Raw genomic sequence first — 25,290 nt, forward strand, 5'->3', positions numbered from 1 at the left:
GCGGGGACGACAGGGCCCAGGTGCGCTGTCCGGCGTCACTGGCCCATCATCAGCCCGTCCCTCGCCGCGCCCCGGCTGAGCACCACATCCCGGATCTCGTCGCGCACGGCGGTCAGGTCGGCGCCCTGGGCGATCGCCTGGTTCAGGTCGACGACGCGGCCGGCGTCGAGGTCGTACATCTGCGGGACGAACTCGGCCCGGGTCACCTCCCAGCGGCCGCCGGGCCGGACGGGCGGGGCGAAGGTGAAGCGGCCGAGGGTGGACTCGTTGCCGCGCGCATCCTGGACGCCCTTGCCGTTGTACATCTCGCCGGCGATCTGGTCGCCCAGGCCGTAGACCACCCAGGTGCCGTTGACCTTCTCGTAGGCCTGCGGGACGTGGGCGTGGGCGCCGAGGAGGAGGTCGATGTCCGGGCGGCCGTCGGTGCGGGCGGCGGTGAGCCGGCCGGCGAGGGTGAGCTGACGCCGGTCGGGGGCGTCCTGCCACTCGGTGCCCCAGTGCAGGGAGACCACGACCACGTCGGCGCCGGCCTGCCGGGCGGCCCGGGCGTCGGCGAGGATGCGGCCTTCGTCGATCAGGTTGACGGCCCAGGGCTGTCCGGACGGCGGCCTGATGTCGTCGGTGCCGTACGTGTACGCCAGGTGCGCGACCTTCGCCGGGCCCGCGGGCAGGATCGTGACGGTGCGCGCCTCGCCGTCGGTGCGCGCGGTCCCGGTGTGGCGCAGGCCCGCCCTGTCCATGGCGTCCAGGGTGCGCCGGATGCCGGGGGCGCCGTCGTCCAGGGAGTGGCCGGACGCGGTGGAGCAGCCGTCGTAGCCGGTGGCGACGAGACTCCCGGCCAGCTCCGGCGTGTGGTCGCCGCTCGCGCTGTGGAGGGTCTCCAGGTGACACAGCGCCAGGTCGGCCGCCGCGACGGCGCCTTGGGCACCGGCCAGCATCGGACGGAAGTCGTGGCCGGTGCCGCCGGCGTCGAACCGGGCCCGCTGGATGACGGCGGAGTGCGGCAGGACGTCGCCGGAGGCGACCAGGGTGAAGCCACGGGCGGCGGGCGGCGCAGGCCGTCCCGGCGGGGCGGGCTCCTGCCGTGCCTGGGCCTGGCAGGCGGCGCCCGCCGCGAGGAGCGCGGTCAGCGCCAGGGCCACCTGTCGTCTGCGTGCGATCATCGACTCACCCCACAGTTGGTCGCATTTACCGACAAATAGGTATGAAGCTGGCCGCGGTCGCAAACGGCACAGGCACCCTCATTGACCCGTCCGGTGTCGGCGGCGACGGCGGGCGGACCGTTCGTCGAACCGTTCGTCGACGCGATCGACCGTCCGCCGCAGATCCCTGTGCACCCCCTGTCCCCGGCCCGCGCCCTGCGGTGCCATACGGCCATGACGGCCGGAACCACCCTCCCCGCCGGGACGACGACCGCCGAGCACGAGCTCGCCGCGCTCCAGCGCGAGCACGGCCGACCGCTCTTCGCGCTGCTGCTGAGGCTGTGCGACGGGGACCGGCAGCGCGCCGAGGACCTCGTGCAGGAGACCCTGGTACGCGCCTGGCAGCATCCCGAGGCGCTGCGCGCCGACGACTTCGCCTCCGTACGGCCCTGGCTGCTGACCGTGGGCCGGCGGCTCGCCATCGACGCGCGGCGGGCCCGGCAGGCGCGGCCGCCGGAGGTGGGGGACGCGGTGCTGGAGAACGCCCGGGTGACCGGCGATCACGCCGAGCGGGCGGCCGCGATGCTCGATGTGCGCGAGGCTGTGAAGACACTCACTCCGGAGCACCGTGAAGTCCTGGTGCTGGTGTATTTCCAAGGGGCGAGTGTGGCGGAGGCCGCTCAGACCCTGGGGATTCCGCCCGGTACCGTGAAGTCCCGCGCGTACTACGCGCTGCGCGCCCTGCGCCGAGTGCTTCCGGGTTACGCGGCCGACCTGCGCTGAAACCAACAGTCGAGTCAAACCTCCGTAAAGCGCCTTGCTGCGGACCCCGGTTGAGCAATCAGCTGTCCTCATCCGTGTTCCGGACTGGGGGTTCGGGCGACGCGCGCCCGTACCGCACGGACCGGAGGAAGGCAGGAAGGGATGCTGCACAGAGGTCAAGAGAGCACCGACGGCGGCGGCGGTGAACTGACCGTCCCCATGGCCTGGCTGTACGCCGAGTACATCGCCGACGAGCTGCTGCGGACCGGCGACCTGATGCCGCCGACGTCCTTCGAGTTCCGGGCCGGCCGGGACGCGCTGGCGCTGACCATCTTCCTCTCCGACACCGAGGGCGAGCTCTCCGGGATCCGGGTCGTCTCCCAGCTGGAGACCTGGCTGTCGCTGACGGCGTACGACCAGCCGTGGCAGGACTGGGTGCGCGAGCGCCTGGCCCAGCTCACCGCCGAGACGGCGAGGGCGGGCACCCCCTCGCCGGACCTGGAGCTGGCCGCGGAGGCCTGGCGCTGGCTGGAGGAGACCGAGCTGCTCGCGCCCGATATGGACGCGGTGCCGGGCGGCAGGCCGGTGGTCGGCGAGGACGACGGACCGAAGGTGTGGACGCCCGCCTGGCAGCTCGGGCTGCCGCTCGGACACCTCGCCATCCATCTTTTCTGACTTTTCCGGAGTCGGACCAATCCGCAGGCCCGGCCGCTCCGAATCCGTTGGTTACGATTCTGTGTGCGCCTTGAGTGATTCGACTGTCCGGTGCGTACGGGTGGGAGCAAGGAGTAACCCCACCCGCACCCACTGGCATGAGGATTCGGCATGAGGTCCCTGGAACGGCATCGCGATGTCGGCGCCTACGCGCTCGGCGTGCTCGACGAGGCGGAGGCGTTCCGCTTCGAGGACCACCTCATGGAGTGCCCCCGCTGCGCGGCACACGTGACCGAATTCGGGCCCCCGGCACGGCAGTTGATGCTGTACCGGCGAGCGACCCCGCGCTTCGTGCACCCCGTGGCGCAGCCCGGGCCCCGGATGCTGGACGGCCTGCTGGCCGCGGTGACCTCCCGGCGGCGGGCCGGCCGCCGGCGCTTCCTGTACGGCCTGGCCGCCTCGGTGGTCTTCGCCGTGGCCGGCCCCGGGATCGCCATGTACGCGGGCCACGCGAGCGGCGCCGGCGAGAGCACCGTACGGGTCACGGCGGCGACCGACGCCCACTCGAAGGTGTGGGCCCAGGTCACCACCGAGGACGAGGACACGGGCAGCATGGTCCAGCTGAAGATCAAGGACGGTGCCGGCCCCCGCTCCTGCCGGCTCGTCGCCGTCGGCCGCGACGGCTCCGAGCAGATCCTGACCAACTGGACCGTGCCCGGCCACGACGCGGGCATGAAAACCGTCGAGGGCGGCTCCACGATGCACCCCGACGAGATCGCCCGCTACGAGGTGCGCACCGCGGACGGGGACCGGCTGGTGACGCTCGAGTCCCGCTAGGGGGTGTCGTCATCCGACGGCTGTCTACTTCAGCAGCCGCGACATCCTTCGGTCCGCCAGCGGCTTCCCGCCCGTCTGGCAGGTCGGGCAGTACTGGAGCGAGGAGTCGCTGAAGGAGACCTCGCGGATGGTGTCACCGCAGACCGGGCAGGGCTCGCCGGTGCGGCCGTGGACCCTCAGGCCGCTCTTCTTCTCCGCCTTCAGGCGGCCGGCGGCCAGGCCGCGGGAGCGTTCGACCGCCTCGGTGAGGGTGGTGCGCAGGGCGGTGTGGAGGGTGCCGACCTCGTCCGGGGTGAGGGAGGCGGCCGGCTTGAAGGGGGACATCTTCGCCGTGTGCAGGATCTCGTCGCTGTAGGCGTTGCCCACGCCGGCGATCAGGCTCTGGTCGCGCAGGGCGCCTTTGAGCCGGCGCCGCTCGTCCTTCAGCAGGGCGGCGAGGCGGTCCGCGTCGAAGTCGTCGGCGAGGGGGTCGGGGCCGAGGCGGGCGATGCCCGGGACCTCCTGCGGGTCGTGCACGACGTACACCGCGAGGCGTTTCCGGGTGCCGGCCTCGGTGAGGTCGAAGCCCTCGCCGGTCTCCAGGGCCACGCGCAGGGCGAGGGGCCCCTTGCCGGGGCGGGGCGGGCCGTCCGGCAGCCGGTCCTTCCACTGCAGCCAGCCCGCGCGGGCCAGGTGCGTCACCAGGCGGGGGCCGCCGTCCGTCACGATGTCGAGAAACTTGCCGTGCCGGTGCACGGCGGTGACCTCGTGGCCCTCCAGGGCGGTGAGCGGAGGGTCGTACGTCTTCAGGACGCTGATCGCCACGGGCAGCACCCGCACCACCTCGTGGCCGGCCAGGTGTTCGGCCAGGAAGTCCTTCAGTGCCTCGACCTCGGGCAGTTCCGGCATACGTCCAGAGTGCCATCCGGGGCCGCAGTGGTCAGGCCGGCTCCGTTCCCGGCACCAGGAACTCGCACCACACGCACTTGCCGCAGCCCCGTGCCTCCACGCCCCACACGTCGGCGAGGCGGTCGACGAGGAGCAGGCCGCGGCCGGAGACGCCGCAGTCGCCCGCGTCCCGGCGGCGGGGCAGGGCGCTGGAGGAGTCCTCGACCTCGACGCGCAGGCGGCGGTCGCTGCCGCTGAGGGCTCTCAGGGTGACGATCGCGGAGCCCTCGGTGTGCATCAGGGCGTTGGTGATCAGCTCGTCGGCGACCAGCTCGATCTCGTCGGCGCGTTCGACGGCGCCCCAGGCGCCGACCGTCGCGTGGATCATGTGCCGGGCGAGTCTGAGGGCCTCGGGGTCGCCGGGGGCCACGTGCTGCTGGAGCCGGCCGCCGCTGCGCGGGGTGTCCAGGCAGCGGCGGCGGAGCAGGAGCAGGGCCACGTCGTCGTCGCCGCCGCGTTCCTCGGCCACGTCGATGAGCCGGTCGGCGAGGTCGCGCACGTCGTCCGGGCCCGTCTCGATGAGCGTGGTCAGCGTCCGCAGCCCGTCGTCGAGGTCGGTGCCGGGCTCTTCGACGAGCCCGTCGGTGCACAGCAGCAGTGTCTGGCCCGGGTCGAGCTCGACGGTGGAGACCGGGTACTCCAGGCGGCCGAACTCGGCGGACAGGCCCAGCGGCAGGCCGCCCTCGACGGATATCCGGCGGCAGGAGCCGTCGGTGTGCCGGATCAGCGGGTCGATGTGGCCGGCCCGGACCACCTGGACCACGCCGGTGGACAGGTCCGCCTCCGCGTACAGGCAGGTCGCGAAGCGGTCGGTGTCGAGTTCGTGCAGGAAGACGGAGGCGCGGGCCATCACGGTGGCCGGGGTGTGCCCTTCGGCGGCGTACGCGCGCAGCACGATGCGCAGCTGGCCCATGACGGCCGCCGCGTGCGTGTCGTGTCCCTGGACGTCGCCGATGACCGCGCCGACCCGGCCACCGGGCAGCGGGATGAGGTCGTACCAGTCGCCGCCGATGTCCCGGCCCAGGGACGCCGAGCGGTAGCGCACCGCCACGTCCGCCCCGGGCACGCTGGGGATCGTGCGGGGCAGCATCGCCTGCTGGAGGCCCTGGGCGAGGTCCTTCTCCTGCTCGTAGAGCATGGCCCGTTGCAGACTCTGCGCGATGCTGCTGCCGAGCGCGACCAGGACGGTGCGCTCCTCGTCCGAGAAGCCGCGCCGGTCGCCGTAGAGCAGGCCCATGGCGCCGATCGGCCGGGCCTGGGCGATCAGGGGCAGGTAGGCGGCGGAGGTGATCGCCAGGTCGGTGATGTGCGGCCAGAGGATGGGGTAGCCCTCGGCGAACTCCTCCGGGGACTCGATGAAGCGCGGGACGAGGGTCCGCACGACCTCGCTCATGGGGTAGGGCTCGTCGATCCGGGTGACCTTGGTGCCGGGTACGCAGCTGCCCTCCGGCCCCTCGGCGATCATCCGGATGCGGCCGGCCTCCACCAGGCCCATGACCAGGCTGGCCGCGCCGAGGTGCCGGACGCCGTGGGTGTCCAGGAGGACGTCGATGACGTCCTGGACGCTGCGGGCGTGCGAGAGGGCCGCGGTGATGACCTGCACGACGCCGGTCTGCCGCCGGACGGCCGCGTCCTGGGCGGCGCGCAGGCTGCGTGCCTCGCTCTCCGCCAGCTCCTGCGTGGCGTCCCGGACGATGCCGATGACCCGGCGCGGGCGGCCGGTCCCGTCGCGCCGGATGTAGCCCTGGGTGTGCGTCCAGCGCCGGGTGCCGTCGCGGCAGCGGATGCGGAAGTACGCCCCGTAGTTCTCGCTGCCGTCCTTGATGGCCTGGGCCACCACGGCGTCCAGCCGGCTGGCCTCCGGCGGGGGTACGCGGACGGCGAGGGTCTCGGGCCGGCCGTCGTACTCCTCCGGGAGTACGTCGAAGACCTCGTGGGCCTGGGCGTCCATGTGGAACAGACCGGTGTCCAGGTCCCAGTCGAAGGTGCCCATGCGGTTGAGCACCAGGATCGGATCCGGGTGGGCGGTCCAGTCGTCCGGGGGTGACAGGGCGCTCGCGCCCCGATCGGCCATGGAGCCACCTTGCCAGGGTTTGCCGGATTCTTCGAGTGGGGCGACGACGGCTGCCGCTCGGACGGGCCTCCCCGCCCGGCCTCGCCACATGGGCCGCCTCACTCTCCCGGGTTACGCGACCGGTGGCGTGCGGTACACAGAGTGACGGACACCTCCGGCGTCACGATGGAGGGAGGAGCACACGGCCGTGGACTGGTTCACCGCACCCGACTACTGGCTGAGCCGGCTGGTCTTCCAGCGGGCGCTGGCCGGCGTGTATCTCGTCGCGTTCCTGGTGGCGGCCCTGCAGTTCCGGGCCCTGCTGGGCGAGCGCGGCATGCTGCCGATCCCCCGCTTCGTGGCGCGGGTGCGGTTCCGGCAGGCGCCGAGCCTGTTCCACCTGCGCTACTCGGACCGCTTCTTCGCGGCCTGTGCCTGGACGGGCTGTGCGGTCTCGGTGGCGCTGCTCGCGGGCGCGGACTCCCAACTGCCGCTGTGGGGCGGCATGCTGCTGTGGCTGGTTCCCTGGGCGCTGTATCTGTCGATCGTCAACGTGGGCCAGACCTGGTACGCGTTCGGCTGGGAGTCGCTGCTGCTCGAGGTCGGTTTCCTGGCCGTGTTCCTCGGCAACGACGAGGTCGCCCCGCCGGTCGTGGTGCTCTTCCTGCTGCGCTGGGTGCTGTTCCGGGTGGAGTTCGGCGCCGGTCTGATCAAGATGCGCGGGGACGCCTGCTGGCGGAAGCTGACCTGCCTGGACTACCACCACGAGACCCAGCCGATGCCGGGCCCGCTGAGCTGGTTCTTCCACCACCTGCCGGGGCCGCTGCACCGGATGGAGGTGGCCGCCAACCACGTCACCCAGCTGGTGGTGCCGGTCCTCCTCTTCCTCCCCGAGCCCGTCGCGTCGGCCGCCGCGTCCTTGATGATCGTCACCCAGCTGTGGCTGGTGCTGTCCGGCAACTTCTCCTGGCTGAACTGGATCACCATCGTGGTGGCCCTGTCGGCGGTCCGGTTCCCCACGACCGCGCCGTCCGTGCCCGCGGCGCCCCTGTGGTACGAGATCGTGGTCCTCGCCGTCGCCGCGCTGCTGGTGTTCCTCAGCTACCACCCGGTGGTGAACATGATCTCCCGGCGCCAGGTGATGAACCGCTCCTTCGACCCGCTCCACCTGGTCAACACCTACGGTGCGTTCGGCAGCGTCAGCCGGATCCGGTACGAGGTGGTGGTGGAGGGCACACGGGACGCCGTACCGCGCGAGGACTCCGACTGGCGGGAGTACGAGTTCAAGGGAAAGCCGGGCGATCCCCGGCGCTGGCCGCGCCAGTTCGCGCCCTACCACCTGCGCCTGGACTGGCTGATGTGGTTCGCCGCGCTGTCGCCCGGGTACGCCGGCGCCTGGTTCGGCGGTCTGGTGGAACGCCTGCTGGAGAACGATCCCGACACCCTCCGGCTCCTGCGCCGCTCCCCCTTCCCGCCCGACGAGCCCCCGCGCTACCTCCGCGCCCGCCTCTTCCGCTACCGCTACACCACCTGGCGGGAGCTTCGGGAGACCGGCGCGTGCTGGGAGCGGACCTATGTGCGGGAGTACCTGCCGCCGACGCGTCTGGCGGGGGTGGCCCAGCGGTCGTGAGCGGTCAGGCGGGCGTGTACTGGTCGTTCATGTCGAGGGCGTAGCTGCCGGGCCGCGTTGCACGGACCGACCTGCGCCCAGTTGCAGCGGCGGTGCTGGAGGCCGAACCCCGCGAAGGCCGGCCCGCCACCCACCGCGACGGCAGCGCCGTTCAGAGGCGGTACACGCGCGCGGCGGTCCGCTCGAACACCTCCCCTCACCCCGGACCAGCTCGCCGAGGTCGACAAGCACCTGGCGGCGATGAACGCCACCGACGACCCGGAGGAGATCCTCGCCCACGACCTGGCCTTCCACCGCGAGATCGCGGTGGCCGCGGGCAACGAGACCATGGCGGCCATCCTGGAGGGCCTGTCCCCCCGCACGTTCCGGGCCCGCGTCTGGCGCGGCTACCAGGGGGAGGGCGCCTTCGCCCGCACCCGCCGCGAACACGCCGCCATCCACCGCGCGCTGGCCGCCCGCGACCCGGATGCGGCCCGCGCGGCGGCGGCCGCGCACGTGGGCGAGGTGGAGGAGTGGCTCAGGGCTCAGTTGGGGTCCTGAGGATCACGCCCTGCGCAGACGGAGCGTCATCAGCTCGAAGGGACGCAGCCGTACGGCGATGCGGTCACCGTCGCGCTCCGGTGCCGCCGCACCGGGCAGCGTGCGTTCCAGCAGGTCCGTCACCGCGACGTCCGCGACCTCGAACCCGGCTGTCAGGGTCGCCCCGACCCGTCCCCCGTGCGCCTCGTGGAAGCGGACCACCACGTCCCCGCTGCCGTCGTCGGCCAGTTTCACCGCCGTGATCACGACCGCGTCCCGGTCGGCCGTCACCAGCGGCGCCACCTCCCCGGCCCCGGTGAGCCGCCGCTCCGGCAGGTTGATCCGCCAGCCCTCACGGACCGCGTCCCCGATCGACGCGCCGGGGACGAGGGCGTGCCGGAAGCGGTGGACGCCCTGGTCTGTCTCGGGGTCGGGGAAGCGGGGGGCGCGCAGAAGGGAGACGCGGACCGTGGTGGTCGTACCCCGGTCGCCGTCGGTGCGCACGGTGCGGGTCACATCGTGGCCGTACGTGGAGTCGTTCACGACCGCGACGCCCCAGCCGGGCTCCTCCAGGTGGACGAAGCGGTGGTTGCAGGCCTCGAACTTGGCCGCCTCCCAGGAGGTGTTGGTGTGGGTGGGGCGGTGGACATGCCCGAACTGGGTTTCCGAGGCGTAGCGTTCGGCGTGCACGTCGAGGGGGAAGGCGAGCTTGAGGAATTTCTCCGTCTCGTGCCAGTCGATCTCGGTGTCGAGGACCAGCCGGCGCTCCCCGGGCGGCAGCGACAGCACCTGGGTGACGCGGGAGGCGCCGAAGGACCGTACGATCCGCACGGACGCGCCGTCCTCGCCCGCGGTCACCTCGTCGGCGTCGGTCAGGTCGGTGACCGTGTTGCGGTAGAACTCGTCCACGTCCCAGGCGTCCCACATGTTCGGGAAGTCGGGGTGGAGCTGGAGGAGGTTCGCCGCGCTTCCCGGGGCGATCGTCTCGCGGCCGGCCTCGGGGTCGTACGCCGACACCACCAGGCCCCGGTCGTCGATCCCGATCCGCAGCAGGCCGTTGTCCAGGACGTACCCGCCGTCCGCCCGCGGGGTGAGCGTGGTCCGGCCCTCGGTGACCGGTGCGGCGGCGCCGCCCGCCGGGACGCCCGAGCGGGAGTGCGGGGCCGCGTTGAAGACGAGCGGCGTCGTGCCCTCGCCCGCCAGGGCGCGCTGGGCCGCGTCGATGATCCCGGTCAGCTCCCCGGCGAGCCGCTCGTACGTCGCCCGCGCCTCCCGGTGCACCCAGGCGATGGACGAGCCGGGCAGGATGTCGTGGAACTGGTGCAGCAGGACCGTCTTCCAGACGCGGTCCAACTCCTCGTACGGGTAAGGGAATCCGGTGCGGACGGCGGCCGTGGCCGACCAGAGTTCGGCCTCGCGCAGGAGGTGTTCGCTGCGCCGGTTGCCCTGCTTGGTCCTGGCCTGGCTGGTGAAGGTGGCGCGGTGGAGTTCGAGGTAGAGCTCGCCGACCCAGACCGGCGGGTCGGCGTACTCGGCCTCGGCCTCGGTGAAGAACGCCTCGGGGGTCTCCCAGACGACGGTGGGCGAGCCTTCGAGGTCGCGCAGCCGGGCCGCTTTGGCGACCATCTCCCGGGTGGTGCCGCCACCCCCGTCGCCCCAGCCGGTGGGGGCGAGGGAGCGCCGGGCGCGGCCCTTGTCCTTGAAGTTGCGGGCCGCGTGGGCGAGTTCGCTGCCCTTCATGGAGCAGTTGTAGGTGTCGACGGGCGGGAAGTGGGTGAAGATCCGGGTGCCGTCGATGCCCTCCCACCAGAAGGTGTGGTGCGGGAACCTGTTCGTCCGGGACCAGGAGATCTTCTGCGTGAGCAGCCACCGGGAACCGGCCGCCCTGATGATCTGCGGCAGGCCCGCGGCGAAGCCGAAGGTGTCCGGCAGCCAGGCCTCCTGGTTCTCGATGCCGAACTCGTCGAGGAAGAACCGCTTGCCGTGCACGAACTGCCGGGCCATCGCCTCCGAGCCCGGCATGTTCGTGTCCGACTCCACCCACATCCCGCCGGCCGGCACGAACCGCCCGTCCGCCACCGCCCTCTTCACCCGCGCCCACACCTCGGGCCGGTGCTCCTTCACCCACGCCCACTGCTGGGCCTGCGACATGGCGAAGACGAAGTCCGGCTCGTCCTCGATGAGGGCGGTCATGTTGGCGGTGGTACGGGCCACCTTGCGGACCGTCTCGCGCAGCGGCCACAGCCACGCCGAGTCGATGTGCGCGTGACCGACGGCGCTGACGCGGTGGGCGGAGGGGACGGCGGGGGCGGCCAGCACGTCCGTCAGCCGTGAACGGGCAGGCTCCGCCGTCGCGCCCACGTCCTGGAGGTCGATCGCGTCCAGTGCCCTGTCCACCGCCCGCAGGATCTCCCAGCGCCGCGCGGAGTCCACCGGCAGCTCGGCCATCAGCTCGCCGAGCACCTCCAGGTCGGTCACCAGCTGCCACACGGTCTCGTCGAAGACGGCGAGGTCCATCCGGGCGAGGGTGTACTGCGGCTCGCTGCCCGCGGTCTCCTTGTCGCCGAGCCTGGTCGGCAGGAAGGGGTGGTAGTCGAGGATGACGGGGTTGGAGGCCGCCTCGATGTGCAGCCGCACCTGCTCGCCGCCCTCGACGGGCGCGCCGATGCGGACCCACTGGTTGCGCGGGTTGAGGCCCTTCACGGGGGTGCCGTCGGGCCGGTAGACCAGGCCCTCGCACTGGAAGCCGGGCATGTTCTCGTCGAAGCCGAGATCGAGCAGAGCCTCGACGGTCCTGCCCGCCCAGGCCTCGGGTACGGTCCCCGCCACCCGGAACCAGCTGGTTCCCCAGGGAGCACCCCACCGGGCGCCCACCTCGATCGGCTCGGGCTCGGCCGCGAGGCCCTCGGCGACCGGCACGGGTTCGCCGGGCGCGTGCCACACCGCGACGTCCAGCGGCACGGACTCGGGGTACACGGCGGGGCGGACACGCTCGTCGAGGACACGCTTGAGGCGGGCTTCGACCAGGCTGCGGTCGTCATGCATGCGGGTGCTCCAAGACTGGGGGCGGGACGGGGGATCGGTTACCAGGGATGGGTCACGGCCACGGGAGCCGACGAGGTGTACAGCTCCCCCACGGCACGCAACTCGAACCGTGCGGCCCGTTCGCCCTGTTCGGGCTGGAGGCCGGAGACGAAGTACGCCCGCTGGCAGGTTCCGCCGAGGAAGCGGCGGGAGCCGCCGGGCAGCAGGCGGTGCAGGGTGTAGTGGCGCACCTCGCCGGGCGCCGGGTTCCAGGCCAGGCGCAGGTCTCCTCCGGAGGCCGCGGTGATCCGCAGGCCGAAGGGGGCGGCGGGCGTGGTGACCGCGTCCCGGACGGTGAGTCCGCCGAGCCGCCAGCGGACGGGACGGCCGGTCGCGGTGAGCCGGACGCCGATCGCGTGAACCGTGCCGGTGCCGGACAGCCCCGTGAGTCGCACAGTCGAGGTCTGCCACCTGTTGACCTCGTTCACAGGCGTCACCGGCAGATACCTGTACGGCGGTGTCGCGCCGGCGCCGCTCGGCTCGGCGGTGGCGACAGCGAGCTCGACGTTCACACTCCCGGCGTCGGTCCGGTGCGTCAGCTCGACAACCGTGTCAACAGTGATCGGCAGCCGTGTCGCGTACAGGTCCAGGACCGCCGGTTCGTCCAGTTCACCGTCCACCAGCACGCTGCTCCCGCCTCGCCACGCGCCCGTGAAGTCGAGGGTGACGGCCGGCCGCTCCCCCTCCGTGCGCACCACCCATCGCCGCGACGGCAGCCGGTCCTGCAGCCCGAGGTGGCTCCACGGCGCGTCCGAGGTGGCCTCGCCGTCCTCGTACCACCTCAGACCGTGCCCGGTGTTGAAGACGCTCGCGAACGGCAGCGCGGAGACCGCCGACCGGTCCGCGACCCACACCGCCGGCGCCCGCCAGGGGTCCGTGCCGTCCGGCCGCGACGGATCCAGCGACCGCCCGGTCCAGAACCGGTCGTCGGCGGCGTGGAAGTCGCCCGGAGTGCGCCCCTCGGGCAGGTGGTTGCGGGTCCACTCGGGCCGGTAGAGGCCGATCGAGGTGACGTGCGCCTTCCCGGTCGGCACGATCGCGTCCCAGTTCACGGACGTACCCGAGCCGGCCGACTCGACGTCGACGCCCGCCCACAACTCATAGGGGCCGCGTCCGAGTTGCTTCGCCTTCTGTCCGGAGGCGGCGAGCGTGGCCGCGCTCCACCGGAAGTCGACGAACATGTCGTCGGCGGCCTGGAAGAACGCCTGGTTCTGGCTGTTCAGCGCGCCCTGCCAGCCCACCGTGCCGTTCACCGTCATCGCGTCGTACCAGGTGACCCGTTGCCCCCGCGCCGCCGCGAGGGACTTCAGCTCCCGTACGAAACCGAGCATGTCGGTGCCGAGCGCGGTGTTCCCACCGCCGGTCTCGGCGTTGACGAACCATCCGTCGAAGCCGTACGCGCCGGCCACGGCGACGAGTTGCGCGGCCAGCGGGTGGTGCCCGGCGGAGTCCTTCTGCACCAGGTCGCGGGTCCACCGCAGCTGGCCGCCGTAGGCGGTGGGCGGCAGGAAGACGGTGCCGAGGACGGGCACGCCGTGCCGGTGGGCGGCGTCCACGATCGGCGCGTTCGGGGCGAGGATCAGGCCCTCGCCCGCCGAGCCGCCCCAGAACACCAGCTCGTCCAGGTACGCCCAGTGGGTGAGCGCGTAGGTGTCGGCGGTGGCCGAGCCCTGGGACGGGTTGGCCGAGGTGGGCCCGAAGGAGACCAGCGCCTGGACACGGGCCTGCCCGGAGCGGGCCGTGGTGTTCGCCGGGGTGGGGGTGAAGCGGGGCGCGAGCGGCACGGAGGCGGCGTTGAAGGCGAGATCGGTGTCGTCGGCCGCCCGCCAGGCCTTCAGGCTGCGCCAGGTGATGCCGGTGCCCGGGGTGCCGGGGGGCAGGGAGTCCGGATACCAGTAGGAGGCGTACGGCGGAGCCGCGGCGGTGGCCTTGGGGGCCGCCGCGGCGGACGGGACGGGCAGCAGGGCCGCCGCGGCGCCGGCACCGGCGACGAGGACGGTGCGTCTGGAGGGGTTCACGAGCGGGTGCCTCCTTGCGGGGTGGGGAGTACCTGGTCCGGAGTGACGACCTCGGTGATGCCGCGGGCGGCGAGGTGCTCCTCGTCGTCCGCGCGCGCGTCGAGGACGGTGGTGGGGCGGGCGCCGTCGGCGGTCAGCCGGAAGAAGGCGTCGAAGACGTCCCCGCCGGGGGCGCAGCGGGAGCGGACGGCGGGGTCGGCGGGCACGACGAGCGCGGTACTGCGGGGCGAGGGCGCGGCTGGGCGTTCCCGGGCCGCGCGGGCCAGCGCGAGGGCGGCGTCCTTGGGCCGCCGGTCGTTGGTGAACAGGCCGAGCCCGTACTCGTGTTCGGGGAAGTCGGCGAGGCCGCGGCTGACGTCGTGGGAGCACCACCAGGTGATACCCCACAGGTCGGGGCAGTCCACGGCATGGGCGACGGTCGCCTCGGTGAAGGCGGCCGCGTGCTCGGCGGGGATGAGGGGCGCGGGCGCGCCGACCTCCTGGAGCCACACCGGCCGGTCCGGGCTGCCGGCCCAGGCCTTGCTCAGCTCGACCAGGTAGGCGGCGTGGTGCTCGGTGGGCACGGAGGTGCGGCCGTGGCGCTGGGCGGTGCCGTTGAACACCCAGGAGTGCACGGCGGTGGCGTCGCCGAGCCGGGCCGAGTGCTCGGGGGTGAAGGGCTGGTCGTCCTGGTACCAGGCGGCGTCGTAGGAGGCGTGCAGGTGGAGCCTGCCGGGCGCGCCCTCGGCGCAGGCGGCCAGCAGCCGGCTCAGCCAGCGCTCGGCCTGCGCGGAGGTGATGCGGTCGGGGTCGGGGTGCGGGCCGGCGGCGAACTGGTTGACCTCGTTGCCGACCGTCATCCCGAGGAAGTTGGGCCGGTCGGCGAGCGCGGCGGCGAGGGTGCGCAGGTAGCGGGCCTCCGCGTCGACCACGTCCGGGGCGGTGAAGAGGTTGCGCCGGTGCCAGGTCCGCGTCCAGGCGGGCAGGAAGTCGAAGCTGCTCAGGTGGCCCTGCAGGCCGTCCACGTTGACGTCCAGCCCGGACTCGGCGGCGATGTCGACCAGTTGGCCGAGCTGCTCGACGGCCCGGGGGCGGATCAGCGCGCGGTCGGGCTGGAAGTAGGGCCACAGCGGGAAGACCCGGATGTGGTCCAGGCCGAGCGCGGCGACCGGGTCGAGGTCGGAGCGCACGGAGTCCGCGTCGAAGTCGAGCCAGTGGTGGAACCAGCCTTCGCTGGGGGTGTAGTTGACGCCGAAGCGCAGGGCAGAGGGCATGGACGGAGATCCCTTGGGACTGGGCGGCGGACTTCAGCCCTTGACGGCGCCCTCCCCGACGCCGCGGAAGAAGTACCGCTGGAGGCAGGCGAAGAGGGCGATCAGCGGGGCGACGGCGATGACGGTGCCCGCGGCGACGAGCCGTTCGTCGCCCGCGAAGGTGCCGTGCAGATAGTTGAGTCCGATGGTCAGGGTGAACTTCGACGGGTCGCTGAGCACGACGAGCGGCCACAGGAAGTCGTCCCAGGCGCCCATGAAGGCGAAGATCGCGACGACGGCGAGGGTGCCCTTCACCGAGGGCAGCGCGATGCGCAGGAAACGCTGCCAGGCGTTGGCGCCGTCGACGAAGGCGGCCTCCTCGATCTCGTAGGGCAGGTCGCGGAAGGCGCCCCGCATCAGCAGCACGTTCATGGCGCCGACGCAGCCCGGCAGGACGACGCCGACGAGGGTGTTGTTGAGGCCGAGTGCCCGCATGGTCGTGAACTGGGCGATGATGATGCCCTCGACGGGCACGAGCATCGCCAGGACGAAGACGAGGGTGGCGACGCGGCGGCCCCGGTAGCGCAGCCGGGCCAGGGCGTATCCGGCGAGGGCCGAACCGACGCAGTTGGTGATGACGTTGGCGGTGGCGACCTTGAGCGAGTTGAGGGCGTAGTCCCAGACGGGGATGGTGTTCGCTACCCGCTCGTAGTTGTGCGGGGTGGGGTGGCGGGGCAGGAAGGCCGGCGGGGAGCTGTAGATGTCCTCGGTGGGGCCCTTGAGCGAGGTGGACAGCTGCCACAGGAAGGGGCCGGTGGTCAGGGCGAGGACGGCGAGCAGCAGGACGTAGCGCAGGACGAGTTCCCAGGCCCGGACGCGGCGGCCGTGCTCGTCGGTGACGCGGGGTTCGCGGACGACGGCCGGCCGCGGGGACGCGGGCCGTACCTTCTCGGCGACGCTCATGCCTCGTCCCTCCGGTCGGCGCGCAGCACGAGCAGCATCAGCGCGACGGTGACGACGAAGACGACGGCCGAGAGGGCGGAGGCGTAGCCGACGCGGCCGGTGAGGCCGGTGCCGGTGCGCTGGACGAGCATGACGAGGGTGGTGTCCTCGCCGGCCGGTCCGCCGCTCGGGCCCGCCATCAGATAGACCTCGGAGAACACCTTGAACGCGGCGACCGAGGAGAGCGCGGCGACCAGGACCATGGTGGAGCGGACGGCGGGCACGGTGACCGTGAGGAAGCGCCGGACCGCGCCGGCGCCGTCGACGGCGGCGGCCTCGTGGAGTTCGCGCGGCACGTTCGCGAGCGCCGCCAGATAGATGATCATGTAGTAGCCGAGGCCCTTCCAGACCGTGACGGCCATCGCGCTCAGCAGGAGCAGCCACTGGTCGCTGAGGAAGCCGGCCCGGCCGGCGCCGACCGTCTCCAGCAGGGAGTTCACCAGACCACGCTCGTCCAGCAGCCATACCCAGATCAGCCCGACCACGACGATCGACGCGACGACCGGGGTGTAGAAGGCGGACCGGAAGAAGGTGATGCCGGGGATGTTCTTCTGCACCAGCAGGGCGAGCAGCAGGGGCAGGACCACGAGCGCGGGGACGACCCCGAGGACGTAGAGGGTGCTGTTGCGCAGGCCGGTCCAGAACATGTCGTCGTGGAGCAGCTCGCGGAAGTTGGCGAGGCCCACGAAGTGGCCCGGGATCAGGGTACGGCGGTCGGTGAAGGCGTTGGCCAGTGTGGAGACGAAGGGGTACAGGATGAACGCGCCGGTGATCAGCAGCCCGGGGGCGGCGAACAGCCACGGGCTGATGGTGAGTTGGCGCCGCACGCGGGTGACGGTGGACGAGGTCATGCGAGTTACCCCTGCTGCTTCAGGAGCGTGTCGCAGGCCTTGACAGCGTTGTCGAGAGCCGCCTTGGGGCTCTCCTTGCCCTGGAGCGCCTTGGCGACCTCGTTGCGCAGCGCGGTCTTCATCTGCTCGCTGAACAGCACGGGCGTGTAGTTGACCGCGTTCTCCAGGGACTTGGCGGCGGCGATCCGCACCCGGGTCCCGTCGGTGCCGTCCTCCTGGGTGAAGTACGGGTCGTCCAGCGAGCCGGCGGTGCTCGGGAAGACGGCGACCTGCTTCGCGAACGACATCTGGTGCTCGGCGTCGGTGACGTAGTGCGCGAAGGCGACGGCGACGGGCGTGTGCCTGGTCCTGGAGTTGACCATCACACCCATCACGTACATGTTGACGTGGCCGGTGCTGGTGATCTGGTGCGTGATGCCGATGTTCTTGTACAGGCTCGGCGCCTGCTTCCTGAAGTTGTCCAGGTCGAGGGCGCTGCCGGGGTTCATGGCGACGGCCTGGGTGAGGAACTTCTTGCCGGACGACTCGGGGGTGGCGGTCAGCGCCTGCGGGTCGAGGGCCCTGGCGTCGTACAGCTCCTTGTACCTGCTGAGGAGTTCGGCACCCTTGGCGTCGTTGAAGGCGAAGGCGGTGCCCTCCTCGTTCATGAGCTGGACGCCGTAGCGGCCGAAGTCCTCGATGGTGGGCACGTTGGCGAGTGTGGCGACCTTGCCGTCACTCCTCTTCGCCAGTTCCAGGGCGTCGGCGAAGAGTTCACCGTACGTCTGCGGGGGCTTCGCGGGGTCGAGTCCGGCCTTCTCGAACAGGGACTTGTTGTAGAACAGCGGCCCGGTGTTCAGGTACCAGGGGAAGGCGTACGTGCCGCTCATGCCCGGTATCCGATGGCTGGCCCAGGCCCCCTCGAGGTACTCCTTCCTGTAGGTGGCGGCGGCCTTGTCGAGGTCGAGCGCGAGCCCGGCCTTGGCGAGCGGGGCGACCAGGTCGGGGGAGACGTTGACGACGTCCGGCAGGGTGCCGCCGGCCGCGTCGGCGCTGATCTTGTCGGCGTAGCCCTCGGCGGGCTGGTCCACCCACTTCACGTGGGTGCCCGGGTACTTCTTCTCGAAGCCGGCGATCAGGCCCTCGAAGTACGGCTTGAAGTTGGCGCGCAGGTTCCAGGTCTGGAAGGTGATGTCTCCCTCGACCTTGCCGGAGGCGTCCGCCGAGCCGCCGCCGTCGTCCGAGGAGCCGCACGCGGTCAGCGGCAGGACGAGGGCGGCGACGGCGGCGACGGCGAGTGCTCTGGGGGATGTGGGCACGGTGACACGGCTCCCTTGGGGCATCGGTGGCGGTGACGCGAAGGACCATGCCCGGCCGCTTCCGGGAAAGTCAATGCCTCCACCTGGAGTAAAGAAAACGGCCCTTCATCAGGCCTGGTCAGAACCCTGTGGGCGAGAATTGGCCAGTTTCGGCTAAAGCGCTTTAGACTGTCCGCGCTCAAGCGCTTTAGCCTCGGCAGCCGCCGCGGCGGAGAAAAGGGGAGGAACGTGCCAGCCAAGCGGTCCCCCGCGCGCCGGCCGACGATGAAGGACATCGCGCGGCGTGCCGGGGTCTCCGAGAGTGCGGTCTCCTTCGCGCTCAACGGCCGTCCCGGGGTGTCGGAGGTGACCCGCGACCGGGTGCGCCGGGTCGCCGAACAGCTGGGCTGGCGGCCCAGTACGGCGGCGCGCGCGCTGTCCGGGGAGGGCGCGGCGACGGTCGGCTTCGTGCTCGCCCGGCCCGCCCACACGCTGGGCGTGGACTCCTTCTTCCTCCAACTGGTCTCCGGCATCCAGGAGGTGCTGGCGCGGCGTCACCTCGGGCTGCTCTTCCAGGTGGCCGAGGACGTCGCCGACGAGTGCGCGGTCTACCGGCGCTGGTGGGCCGAGCACCGGGTGGACGGCGTGCTCGTCGTCGACCCGCGCACCGACGACCCGCGCCCTGACCTGCTCGACGAACTGGGCCTGCCCGCCGTGGTGATCGGCGGCGCGCCGGACGAGCGCCATCCGGGCCTGTCCACCGTCTGGGCGGACGACGCCGGCGCGATGGCGTCGGTGGTCGACGAGCTGACCGCCCTGGGCCACCGCCGGATCGTGCACATCGCCGGGCTGCCCGGCCTCGCCCACACCGCGCGCCGGGTGCGCACCCTGCGCGCGGAGGCCGAGCGGCGCGGTCTGACCGAGGTGCGGTCCGTGACCACCGACTGCTCGGACGCCGAGGGCGCGGCCGTCACCCGCCGGGTCCTGAGCCGCTCCCCCGCCCCGACCGCCCTGATCTACGACAACGACGTGATGGCCGTCGCCGGGGTCGCCGCCGCCGCCGAGCTCGGCTTCTCGGTGCCCGGGGACGTGTCGGTGGTCTCCTGGGAGGACTCGGCGCTGTGCCGGATGGTCAAGCCCTGGCTGTCCGCCCTGTCCCGGGACAGCGCGGAGTTCGGCCGCACGGCGGCGACGGAGCTGACCGCGCTGCTGGACGGGGGCCCGGCGCGGACCGTACGGGTGCCGGTGCCGCGGCTGATCGGGCGGGACAGCACGGGGGTGGCGCGATCCGGCTGATCCGGGGGTGCCCGAGGCCGCGTTCGGGCGGACACTGAGAGAGATGGGCCGGAGTGCCGGTGCGCGCGAGGGGGTGTGGTCATGGCCAGGACCCGAAGCGGCAGCGCGTGGGCGTGGCGGTGGCGCCGCAACCCGCTCCGGCGGCGCAGCGACGTCGTCGAGGCCTGGATCGTGCTGGCCGCGTGGCTGGTCGCCCTGGTGGGCGGCCTGCTCGCCGGGCTGGTGACGGCGGACACCGTGATGCGGGACCTCGAGCGGCAGCGGGCGGAGCGGCGTCCGGTCGCGGCCGTCCTCACCGGCCGGGCCCCCGGCCCGACCTCGGCGCGGAGCACCGACGACGGCCGTGTCTGGGTCGCCGTCCGCTGGACGACGCCGGACGGCGCGGTGCACACCGGCCGGACGAAGGTGCGTCCCGGCATGGCGTCGGGCACCCGGATCACCCTGTGGACGGACCGGCAGGGACGGCCGGCCTCGAAGCCGCTGTCGGCCGGCGAGGCGGGGTTCCGGGCGGTGTGGACGGGCATGCTGGTCGCGACGGGCACGGCCGGCACGGTGTTCGGCGGTGCCCAGCTGGCGCGCGCCGGCCTGGAGCGGCGGCGTCTGCGGCAGTGGGACGACGAGTGGGCGCGCGTCGACACCCGGAGGGGCGGGAAGACCGGCTGATACCGCACCGGCGTCCGCCGGGTCTTACGGAGTGGTGACGCGGCGGCGCCGGTCATGCGCTCGGGTGCGGCCGCGGACCTAGCCTGGCCGCATGCGCGTACTGGTCACCGGCGGTGCCGGGTTCATCGGGTCCCATGTCGTCGAGGCGCTGTCGGCGCGTGGGCACGAACCGCTCGTGTTCGACGTGCGGGAGACTCCGGGCGCCGACGTGCGCAACCCGGCGGCGGTCGCCCGCGCGCTGCCCGGCGTGGACGCCGTGTGCCACCAGGCGGCGATGGTCGGTCTCGGCACCGGGTTCGCCGACGCGGCGGAGTACGTCTCCCGCAACGACCTCGGCACGGCCGTCCTGCTCACCGCCATGGCGCAGGCGGGCGTACGGCGCCTGGTCCTGGCCGGGTCGATGGTCGTGTACGGGGAGGGGTGGTACGAGTGTCCCCGGCACGGGGTGGTGCGGCCGGGCCCGCGCGCCGTCGCCGACCTGGACGCGGGCCGCTTCGAGCCGCCCTGCCCGCGCTGCGGCACGGATCTGTCCCCCGGCCTGATCGCCGAGGACGCCCCGGCCGACCCCCGGAACGTGTACGCGACGACCAAGCTGGCCCAGGAGCACCTGGCGGCGGCGTGGGCGCGGGCCACCGGCGGCTCGGCGGTGTCGCTGCGCTACCACAACGTGTACGGACCGGGCATGCCCAGGGACACCCCGTACGCGGGCGTCGCCTCCTTCTTCCGCTCGGCGCTCGCGCGCGGCGAGGCCCCGCGGGTGTACGAGGACGGCTGCCAGCGGCGGGACTTCGTGCACGTACGGGACGTTGCCGCGGCCAACGTGGCGGCGCTGGAGGCAGGTTCGCCCCAGGGAGCGCTCACGGCGTACAACACCGGCAGCGGCGAGCCGCACACGGTCGGCGAGATGGCCCGCGCGCTGGCGGCGGCGTGCGGCGGCCCGAAGCCCGTGGTGACCGGCGAGTACCGCCTGGGCGACGTACGGCACATCACGGCGGACTCGGCACGGTTGCGGGCGGAGCTGGGCTGGAAGCCGGAGGTCGGATTCGAGACGGGGATGCGGGAGTTCGCGCGGGCCCGGCTGCGCGGGGAGTGACGGACGGGGGCACCGCCACCGGACGGGCGTCAGGGCGGTCGGGAGGCCGGACGCTCGCCGGCCGGCCACCCCGGATCGCGCCGGCGGCCCTGTTCGTGCCGCCCGCGGTTCCATGGGCGACTGCCTGAGCGACGTTCTGAACGCCGGTGAAGGCCCCTCACGCCTCGGCGGCCGGGAGCGTCACCTCGAACCGGCAGCCGCCCGGGATGTTGCGTACGGTGGCCCGTCCCTGGTGGGCTTCGACGATGCCGCGCACGATGGCGAGGCCCAGGCCCGCGCCGGCGGGGGGTGTGCGGGCGTGGGTGCCGCGCCAGCCGGTGTCGAAGACGCGGGAGAGGTCCTCGTCGGGGATGCCGCCGCAGCCGTCGGTGACCGACAGGACCACGCCCTCCCGTGAACGTTCGGCGGCGACGGCGACGGTGCCGTCGGCCGGGGTCCGGCGGATCGCGTTCACCAGCAGGTTGCCCAGGACGCGGCTCATCTCCTTGCCGTCCACCTCGACCGGCACCGGCTCGACGCGGTCGCCGACGAGGCGTACGCCGTGCTCGCGCGCGAGCGGGTCCGCGCCGGCGAGGGCGTCGCCGACGAGGTCGTACACGGAGATCCGGCTCGGGCTCAGCGCCAGCGTCCCCGCGTGGATGCGGGAGAGTTCGAAGAGGTCTCCCACCATGTCGTTCAGCCGCTCCACCTCGGTGCGGATCTGCGTGAGATAGCGCGCCGGATCGGCCGCCACGCCGTCCTCCAGCGCCTCCGACATCGCTCTGAGGCCGGCGAGCGGGGTGCGCAGGTCGTGCGAGATCCAGGCGACGAGCTCGCGCCGGGAGGCCTCCAGGGCCCGTTCGCGCTCCCGGGACTCGGCGAGCCGGGCGCTGGTCGCGGCCAGCTCCCGGCTGAGCGCGTCCAGTTCGGCGGTGGCCGGGTGGGCGGGCGCGGCGAAGGCGCCGCCGTCGCCGAAGGAGCGGGCGGCGAGGGCGAGTTCCCGGCTGCGGGCGACGACCCAGCGGCCCAGCAGCAGGGCGGTGACCAGGGACACGACGGCCGCCATCGCGGCCACGGTCGTCACCACGCTCAGGTCGTGCGCGGACAGGAACATCGCCTGCGCCACCGCCATGGTGCCCGCGAGCATCGCGAACACGCCCACCGCCGCCACCACGCCGAGCGACGCGGTCAGCGACCGCCGCCGGATCAGCCGCAGCACGGCCGCGCCGGCCAGCCCGGTGGCGGCGGCGCCGAGGAAGGCGTACAGGGCGATGAGGAGGGTGTCGCGCATGGTCACTCCTCGCCGTCGGCGGTCGTCCCGGCCGGGTCGAAGCGGTAGCCCACGCCCCACACGGTCTGGATCAGGCGGGGCCGGGCCGGGTCGTCCTCGACCTTGCCGCGCAGCCGGCGGACGTGGACGGTGACGGTCGACAGGTCGCCGAAGTCCCAGCCCCACACCTCGCGCATCAGGTCCTCCCGGCCGAAGGCCCGGCCGGGATGCCGCAGGAAGAACACGAGGAGGTCGAACTCGCGCAGGGTGAGGGCGAGTTCGGTGCCGTTCCTGGTGGCCCGGCGGGCGGCGGGGTCGACGCTCAGGCCGGCCGAGCTCAGCGTGGGCGCCTGGGCGGCGGGCCGGGTGCGGCGCAGCACGGACTCCACGCGCAGGACGAGTTCGCGGGGGCTGAAGGGCTTGGTGACGTAGTCGTCGGCGCCCACCTCCAGGCCGAGGATGCGGTCGTCCTCGTCGCCGCGGGCGGTGAGCATGATGACCGGCACGGACCCGTGGGCGCGGAGGCGGCGGCACACCTCCAGGCCGTCCATGCCGGGCAGCATCAGGTCCAGCACGACCAGATCCGGCCGGTGCGCGGCGGCGCGGGTGAGTGCCGTGGGGCCGTCGTCGGCCCGGTCCACCACGTAGCCGGCGCGGCCCAGGTACCCGGCGACCACCTCGGCGACCGTGGGGTCGTCGTCGACGACCAGGACCCGGGCGGGGGCGGGCGGCGGGGGCTCGGCGGGGGTCTCCGCCTGCGCGTACTCGTACGGCTGCTGCATGCGTCCAGCCTCGCACCGCCTCCCCCGCCCGCGCCGCCGCGGGACCCTCCGGGGGCCGTGACGTCCGCGTTTCGTAAGGAGCAGGAGTCCGGTATGCCCGTTTCGCGTTCGTAGGGTGAGAGCCGTGACGACCACTCCCACACCTACAGGGGTCGACGTGGTGCTCCCCTGTCTCGACGAGGCCGAAGCCCTGCCCTGGGTCCTGGCCCGCATCCCGCCCGGCTGGCGCGCGCTGGTCGTGGACAACGGCTCCACCGACGGTTCGGCGGAGCTCGCCCGCGAGCTCGGCGCGACCGTCGTGCACGAGCCGCGCCGCGGTTTCGGCGCCGCCTGCCACGCGGGGCTGACCGCCGCCGACGCCGGCATCGTGTGCTTCTGCGACTGCGACGCCTCGCTCGACCCGGGGCTGCTGGTCCCCTTCGTGCGGGAGGTGTACGCCGGGGAAGCCGATCTGGTGCTGGGCCGGCGGCGTCCGCAGGGCCGCGGTGCCTGGCCCGCGCACGCCCGCGCCGGCAACCTCGCGCTCGCCCGGATGCTGCGGCGCCGCACCGGAGTGCGCCTGCGGGACATCGGTCCCCTGCGCGCCGCCCGCCGCGAGCCGCTGCTCGCCCTGGACCTCACCGACCGGCGCAGCGGCTACCCCCTGCAGATGGTCGTGCGCGCCGCCGACGCCGGCTGGCGCATCACCGAGCACGACGTCCCCTACCGGCCGCGCACCGGCGCCTCGAAGGTGACCGGCACCTGGCGCGGCACCTGGCAGGCGGTACGGGACATGAGCCGCGTTCTGGCCGAACCCCCCGCCCAGGCGCCCGTCCGAGGAGGCACCTCGCGGTGATCACGCTGCTCGTCATCGCCAAGGAGCCACGGCCGGGCCGGGTCAAGACCCGGCTGACCCCGCCGTTCACCCCCCGGGAGGCGGCTCGGCTCGCCGAGGCGGCCCTCGCGGACACCCTCGACAGCGTGGCCGCGGCACCCGCCGGCCGCCGGGTCCTCGTCCTCGACGGGGAGCCCGGACCCTGGCTGCCGCCCGGCTTCGACGTCGTACCGCAGTGCGCGGGCGGGCTGGACGAACGCCTGGCCGCGGCGTTCGCCGGATGCGACGGGCCCGCCCTGCTCATCGGCATGGACACCCCGCAGGTGACGCCGGAACTGCTCACCGTCGGCTTCGACGACTGCGACGCGTGGTTCGGCCCGGCCGAGGACGGCGGCTTCTGGGCCCTCGGCCTGGCGGAACCCGACCCCCGCCTGCTGCGCGGCGTGCCCATGTCGACACCGGTGACGGGTGCCGTGCAGCGGGCCCGGCTGGTCACCGCGGGCCTGCGGGTGCGCGACCTGCCCCGGCTGCGCGACGTCGACACCGCCGCCGACGCCCACGCGGTCGCCGCCCGTGCCCCGCACGGCCGCTTCGCCGCCCACCTCGCCCGGCTCACAGCGGCGGCGGGCCGATGAGCACCGCCCACGAGATCGCCCGGCCGGGCAGGGCACGGCGGGGCGGGCAGACCACCGCGGAGGCCTGGCCGGCCGACGACGCGTACGTACCCGCGCCCGCGGGGCCGACGGAGGGCTCGTGCTCCCCCGCACCCGAGCGGCCGCCCGCCGACGCCGGTCTTGCCCCACCCATCCGATCGGCCGACGGCACCTGCCCGACCGCCCCCGCCGACGGCGCCTGCTCCCCCTCACCCGCAGCGCCGGCCCCCGTCCCCGCCGCGCCCTCGCCTCCCTGGTCCACCGACGACTCCTACTCCGCCGCCCTGCGAAGCGGCCGTGGCCCCCTGTTTCTGCGGCGGGCCGACGGGTGGCTGTTGCCGTTGGAGGTGGAGCGCTGGTGCGCCCGGGCCGACGCGGTCGACCTGGATGTGCTGGCCCGGTGTGAGGGTGCCGTGCTCGACGTGGGGTGCGGGCCCGGGCGGCTGGTGGCCGCGCTCGCGGCACAGGGGCGGCGCGTGCTCGGTATCGACGTCAGCGAGGTGGCGGTCGCGCGCACGGTCCGGCGGGGCGGGAGCGCGCTGTGCCGTTCCGTCTTCGAGCCGCTGCCCGGCGAGGGCGGCTGGGGCACGGCGCTCCTGCTGGACGGCAACGTCGGCATCGGCGGGGACCCGGGCGCGCTGCTGGACCGGCTGGCCGAAGTCCTCGCTCCCGGTGGGCTGCTGGTCGCCGAGACCGCGCCGGTCGACGTCGACGAGCGGGCCCGGGTGCAGGTCGTGGACGCGGCCGTCGCG

At 73.4% G+C, this 25,290-nt stretch carries 20 protein-coding genes and 2 pseudogenes; 11 read left to right on the forward strand and 11 right to left on the reverse strand.

What is annotated here, in order from left to right; translation table 11 throughout:
- Positions 1-35: 35 nt before the first annotated feature.
- Entirely contained in the window at positions 36-1,163 is a 1,128-nt protein-coding gene (locus ACIBBH_RS06600; RefSeq protein ID WP_399402553.1) for a CapA family protein, read from the reverse strand.
- 213 nt (positions 1,164-1,376) lie between these two features.
- On the opposite strand from ACIBBH_RS06600, the gene ACIBBH_RS06605 reads away from it, so the two are divergent.
- The 3 genes from ACIBBH_RS06605 (at position 1,377) to ACIBBH_RS06615 (ending at position 3,395) form a co-directional block, all read left to right on the forward strand.
- The gene (locus ACIBBH_RS06605; RefSeq protein ID WP_399402729.1) at positions 1,377-1,925 is read left to right on the forward strand and encodes a sigma-70 family RNA polymerase sigma factor; all 549 of its coding nucleotides are present in this window, start codon (positions 1,377-1,379) and stop codon (positions 1,923-1,925) included.
- A 141-nt stretch (positions 1,926-2,066) separates the two neighbouring features.
- Positions 2,067-2,579 (forward strand): hypothetical protein, encoded by a 513-nt coding sequence (locus ACIBBH_RS06610; protein WP_399402555.1) that lies wholly within the window; start codon positions 2,067-2,069, stop codon positions 2,577-2,579.
- 150 nt (positions 2,580-2,729) lie between these two features.
- Entirely contained in the window at positions 2,730-3,395 is a 666-nt protein-coding gene (locus ACIBBH_RS06615) for an anti-sigma factor family protein (RefSeq protein WP_399402557.1), read from the forward strand.
- Positions 3,396-3,419: 24 nt separating this feature from the next.
- Here ACIBBH_RS06615 and ACIBBH_RS06620 read toward each other — a convergent pair whose 3' ends face one another.
- Complete coding sequence (locus tag ACIBBH_RS06620; protein ID WP_399402559.1) at positions 3,420-4,283, reverse strand: Fpg/Nei family DNA glycosylase; 864 nt, start codon at positions 4,281-4,283, stop codon at positions 3,420-3,422.
- Between the two features lie 31 nt (positions 4,284-4,314).
- The gene (locus tag ACIBBH_RS06625) at positions 4,315-6,396 is read right to left on the reverse strand and encodes a SpoIIE family protein phosphatase (RefSeq protein WP_399402561.1); all 2,082 of its coding nucleotides are present in this window, start codon (positions 6,394-6,396) and stop codon (positions 4,315-4,317) included.
- A gap of 187 nt (positions 6,397-6,583) precedes the next feature.
- On the opposite strand from ACIBBH_RS06625, the gene ACIBBH_RS06630 reads away from it, so the two are divergent.
- Both ACIBBH_RS06630 and ACIBBH_RS06635 read left to right on the forward strand, forming a co-directional pair.
- The gene (locus tag ACIBBH_RS06630; RefSeq protein ID WP_399402563.1) at positions 6,584-8,005 is read left to right on the forward strand and encodes a lipase maturation factor family protein; all 1,422 of its coding nucleotides are present in this window, start codon (positions 6,584-6,586) and stop codon (positions 8,003-8,005) included.
- Between the two features lie 195 nt (positions 8,006-8,200).
- Positions 8,201-8,545: pseudogene (locus tag ACIBBH_RS06635) on the forward strand (FadR/GntR family transcriptional regulator); the annotation flags it as partial.
- Between the two features lie 3 nt (positions 8,546-8,548).
- On the opposite strand, the gene ACIBBH_RS06640 reads toward ACIBBH_RS06635, so the two are convergent.
- From ACIBBH_RS06640 to ACIBBH_RS06665, 6 genes are read right to left on the reverse strand one after another with little or no spacing between them, the layout of a single operon-like run.
- Positions 8,549-11,569 (reverse strand): alpha-mannosidase, encoded by a 3,021-nt coding sequence (locus ACIBBH_RS06640; protein WP_399402565.1) that lies wholly within the window; start codon positions 11,567-11,569, stop codon positions 8,549-8,551.
- Between the two features lie 38 nt (positions 11,570-11,607).
- The gene (locus ACIBBH_RS06645; RefSeq protein WP_399402567.1) at positions 11,608-13,626 is read right to left on the reverse strand and encodes an endo-beta-N-acetylglucosaminidase; all 2,019 of its coding nucleotides are present in this window, start codon (positions 13,624-13,626) and stop codon (positions 11,608-11,610) included.
- A complete protein-coding gene (locus ACIBBH_RS06650) occupies positions 13,623-14,879 on the reverse strand; it encodes a glycosyl hydrolase (RefSeq protein ID WP_399402569.1) in 1,257 nt (418 codons plus the stop codon). The genes ACIBBH_RS06645 and ACIBBH_RS06650 overlap by 4 nt, the downstream gene beginning before the upstream one ends.
- A 33-nt stretch (positions 14,880-14,912) precedes the next feature.
- Positions 14,913-15,821 carry a carbohydrate ABC transporter permease gene (locus ACIBBH_RS06655; protein ID WP_399402571.1) on the reverse strand — a complete coding sequence of 303 codons (909 nt, stop codon included), beginning with the start codon at positions 15,819-15,821 and terminating at the stop codon, positions 14,913-14,915.
- Positions 15,818-16,711 carry a carbohydrate ABC transporter permease gene (locus ACIBBH_RS06660; RefSeq protein WP_399402573.1) on the reverse strand — a complete coding sequence of 298 codons (894 nt, stop codon included), beginning with the start codon at positions 16,709-16,711 and terminating at the stop codon, positions 15,818-15,820. The genes ACIBBH_RS06655 and ACIBBH_RS06660 overlap by 4 nt, the downstream gene beginning before the upstream one ends.
- A gap of 5 nt (positions 16,712-16,716) precedes the next feature.
- Entirely contained in the window at positions 16,717-18,009 is a 1,293-nt protein-coding gene (locus ACIBBH_RS06665) for an ABC transporter substrate-binding protein (protein ID WP_399402575.1), read from the reverse strand.
- 228 nt (positions 18,010-18,237) lie between these two features.
- Between ACIBBH_RS06665 and ACIBBH_RS06670 the strand changes: the two genes are divergently transcribed.
- The 3 genes from ACIBBH_RS06670 to ACIBBH_RS06680 all read left to right on the forward strand — a co-directional run bounded on the left by ACIBBH_RS06670 (position 18,238) and on the right by ACIBBH_RS06680 (position 21,040).
- Positions 18,238-19,284, forward strand: a complete 1,047-nt coding sequence (locus tag ACIBBH_RS06670) for a LacI family DNA-binding transcriptional regulator (protein ID WP_399402576.1) — start codon at positions 18,238-18,240, stop codon at positions 19,282-19,284.
- 81 nt (positions 19,285-19,365) lie between these two features.
- A complete protein-coding gene (locus ACIBBH_RS06675; protein ID WP_399402578.1) occupies positions 19,366-19,947 on the forward strand; it encodes a hypothetical protein in 582 nt (193 codons plus the stop codon).
- Positions 19,948-20,038: 91 nt separating this feature from the next.
- Positions 20,039-21,040, forward strand: coding sequence for an NAD-dependent epimerase/dehydratase family protein (locus ACIBBH_RS06680; protein ID WP_399402580.1), 1,002 nt, complete (start codon positions 20,039-20,041; stop codon positions 21,038-21,040).
- A 157-nt stretch (positions 21,041-21,197) separates the two neighbouring features.
- On the opposite strand, the gene ACIBBH_RS06685 is transcribed toward ACIBBH_RS06680, so the two are convergent.
- On the reverse strand, positions 21,198-22,310 hold the full coding sequence (locus ACIBBH_RS06685; RefSeq protein ID WP_399402582.1) for a sensor histidine kinase: 1,113 nt from the start codon (positions 22,308-22,310) through the stop codon (positions 21,198-21,200).
- 2 nt (positions 22,311-22,312) lie between these two features.
- Positions 22,313-23,071 (reverse strand): response regulator transcription factor, encoded by a 759-nt coding sequence (locus tag ACIBBH_RS06690; RefSeq protein ID WP_399402584.1) that lies wholly within the window; start codon positions 23,069-23,071, stop codon positions 22,313-22,315.
- A gap of 115 nt (positions 23,072-23,186) precedes the next feature.
- On the opposite strand from ACIBBH_RS06690, the gene ACIBBH_RS06695 reads away from it, so the two are divergent.
- From ACIBBH_RS06695 to ACIBBH_RS06705, 3 genes and pseudogenes are all read left to right on the forward strand, one after another.
- Positions 23,187-23,906 carry a glycosyltransferase family 2 protein gene (locus ACIBBH_RS06695; protein WP_399402586.1) on the forward strand — a complete coding sequence of 240 codons (720 nt, stop codon included), beginning with the start codon at positions 23,187-23,189 and terminating at the stop codon, positions 23,904-23,906.
- Positions 23,903-24,520, forward strand: a complete 618-nt coding sequence (locus ACIBBH_RS06700) for a DUF2064 domain-containing protein (RefSeq protein WP_399402588.1) — start codon at positions 23,903-23,905, stop codon at positions 24,518-24,520. Before ACIBBH_RS06695 ends, ACIBBH_RS06700 begins: the two co-directional genes overlap by 4 nt.
- A pseudogene (locus ACIBBH_RS06705) lies at positions 24,517-25,203 on the forward strand (class I SAM-dependent methyltransferase); the annotation flags it as partial. The gene ACIBBH_RS06700 and the pseudogene ACIBBH_RS06705, both read left to right, overlap by 4 nt.
- Between the last annotated feature and the right edge of the window lie 87 nt (positions 25,204-25,290).

The organism is Streptomyces sp. NPDC051636 (assembly GCF_044453765.1).
Classification (GTDB): domain Bacteria; phylum Actinomycetota; class Actinomycetes; order Streptomycetales; family Streptomycetaceae; genus Streptomyces.

What these genes read in the sequence shown, in the direction of transcription:
- ACIBBH_RS06680 (WP_399402580.1), top strand. Translation starts at nt 20,039, where the DNA reads ATGCGCGTACTGGTCACCGGCGGTGCCGGGTTCATCGGGTCCCATGTC.
- ACIBBH_RS06640 (WP_399402565.1), bottom strand. Translation starts at nt 11,569, where the DNA reads ATGCATGACGACCGCAGCCTGGTCGAAGCCCGCCTCAAGCGTGTCCTC.
- ACIBBH_RS06615 (WP_399402557.1), top strand. Translation starts at nt 2,730, where the DNA reads ATGAGGTCCCTGGAACGGCATCGCGATGTCGGCGCCTACGCGCTCGGC.
- ACIBBH_RS06655 (WP_399402571.1), bottom strand. Translation starts at nt 15,821, where the DNA reads ATGAGCGTCGCCGAGAAGGTACGGCCCGCGTCCCCGCGGCCGGCCGTC.
- ACIBBH_RS06600 (WP_399402553.1), bottom strand. Translation starts at nt 1,163, where the DNA reads ATGATCGCACGCAGACGACAGGTGGCCCTGGCGCTGACCGCGCTCCTC.
- ACIBBH_RS06650 (WP_399402569.1), bottom strand. Translation starts at nt 14,879, where the DNA reads ATGCCCTCTGCCCTGCGCTTCGGCGTCAACTACACCCCCAGCGAAGGC.
- ACIBBH_RS06620 (WP_399402559.1), bottom strand. Translation starts at nt 4,283, where the DNA reads ATGCCGGAACTGCCCGAGGTCGAGGCACTGAAGGACTTCCTGGCCGAA.
- ACIBBH_RS06685 (WP_399402582.1), bottom strand. Translation starts at nt 22,310, where the DNA reads ATGCGCGACACCCTCCTCATCGCCCTGTACGCCTTCCTCGGCGCCGCC.
- ACIBBH_RS06660 (WP_399402573.1), bottom strand. Translation starts at nt 16,711, where the DNA reads ATGACCTCGTCCACCGTCACCCGCGTGCGGCGCCAACTCACCATCAGC.
- ACIBBH_RS06690 (WP_399402584.1), bottom strand. Translation starts at nt 23,071, where the DNA reads ATGCAGCAGCCGTACGAGTACGCGCAGGCGGAGACCCCCGCCGAGCCC.
- ACIBBH_RS06610 (WP_399402555.1), top strand. Translation starts at nt 2,067, where the DNA reads ATGCTGCACAGAGGTCAAGAGAGCACCGACGGCGGCGGCGGTGAACTG.
- ACIBBH_RS06605 (WP_399402729.1), top strand. Translation starts at nt 1,377, where the DNA reads ATGACGGCCGGAACCACCCTCCCCGCCGGGACGACGACCGCCGAGCAC.
- ACIBBH_RS06675 (WP_399402578.1), top strand. Translation starts at nt 19,366, where the DNA reads ATGGCCAGGACCCGAAGCGGCAGCGCGTGGGCGTGGCGGTGGCGCCGC.
- ACIBBH_RS06625 (WP_399402561.1), bottom strand. Translation starts at nt 6,396, where the DNA reads ATGGCCGATCGGGGCGCGAGCGCCCTGTCACCCCCGGACGACTGGACC.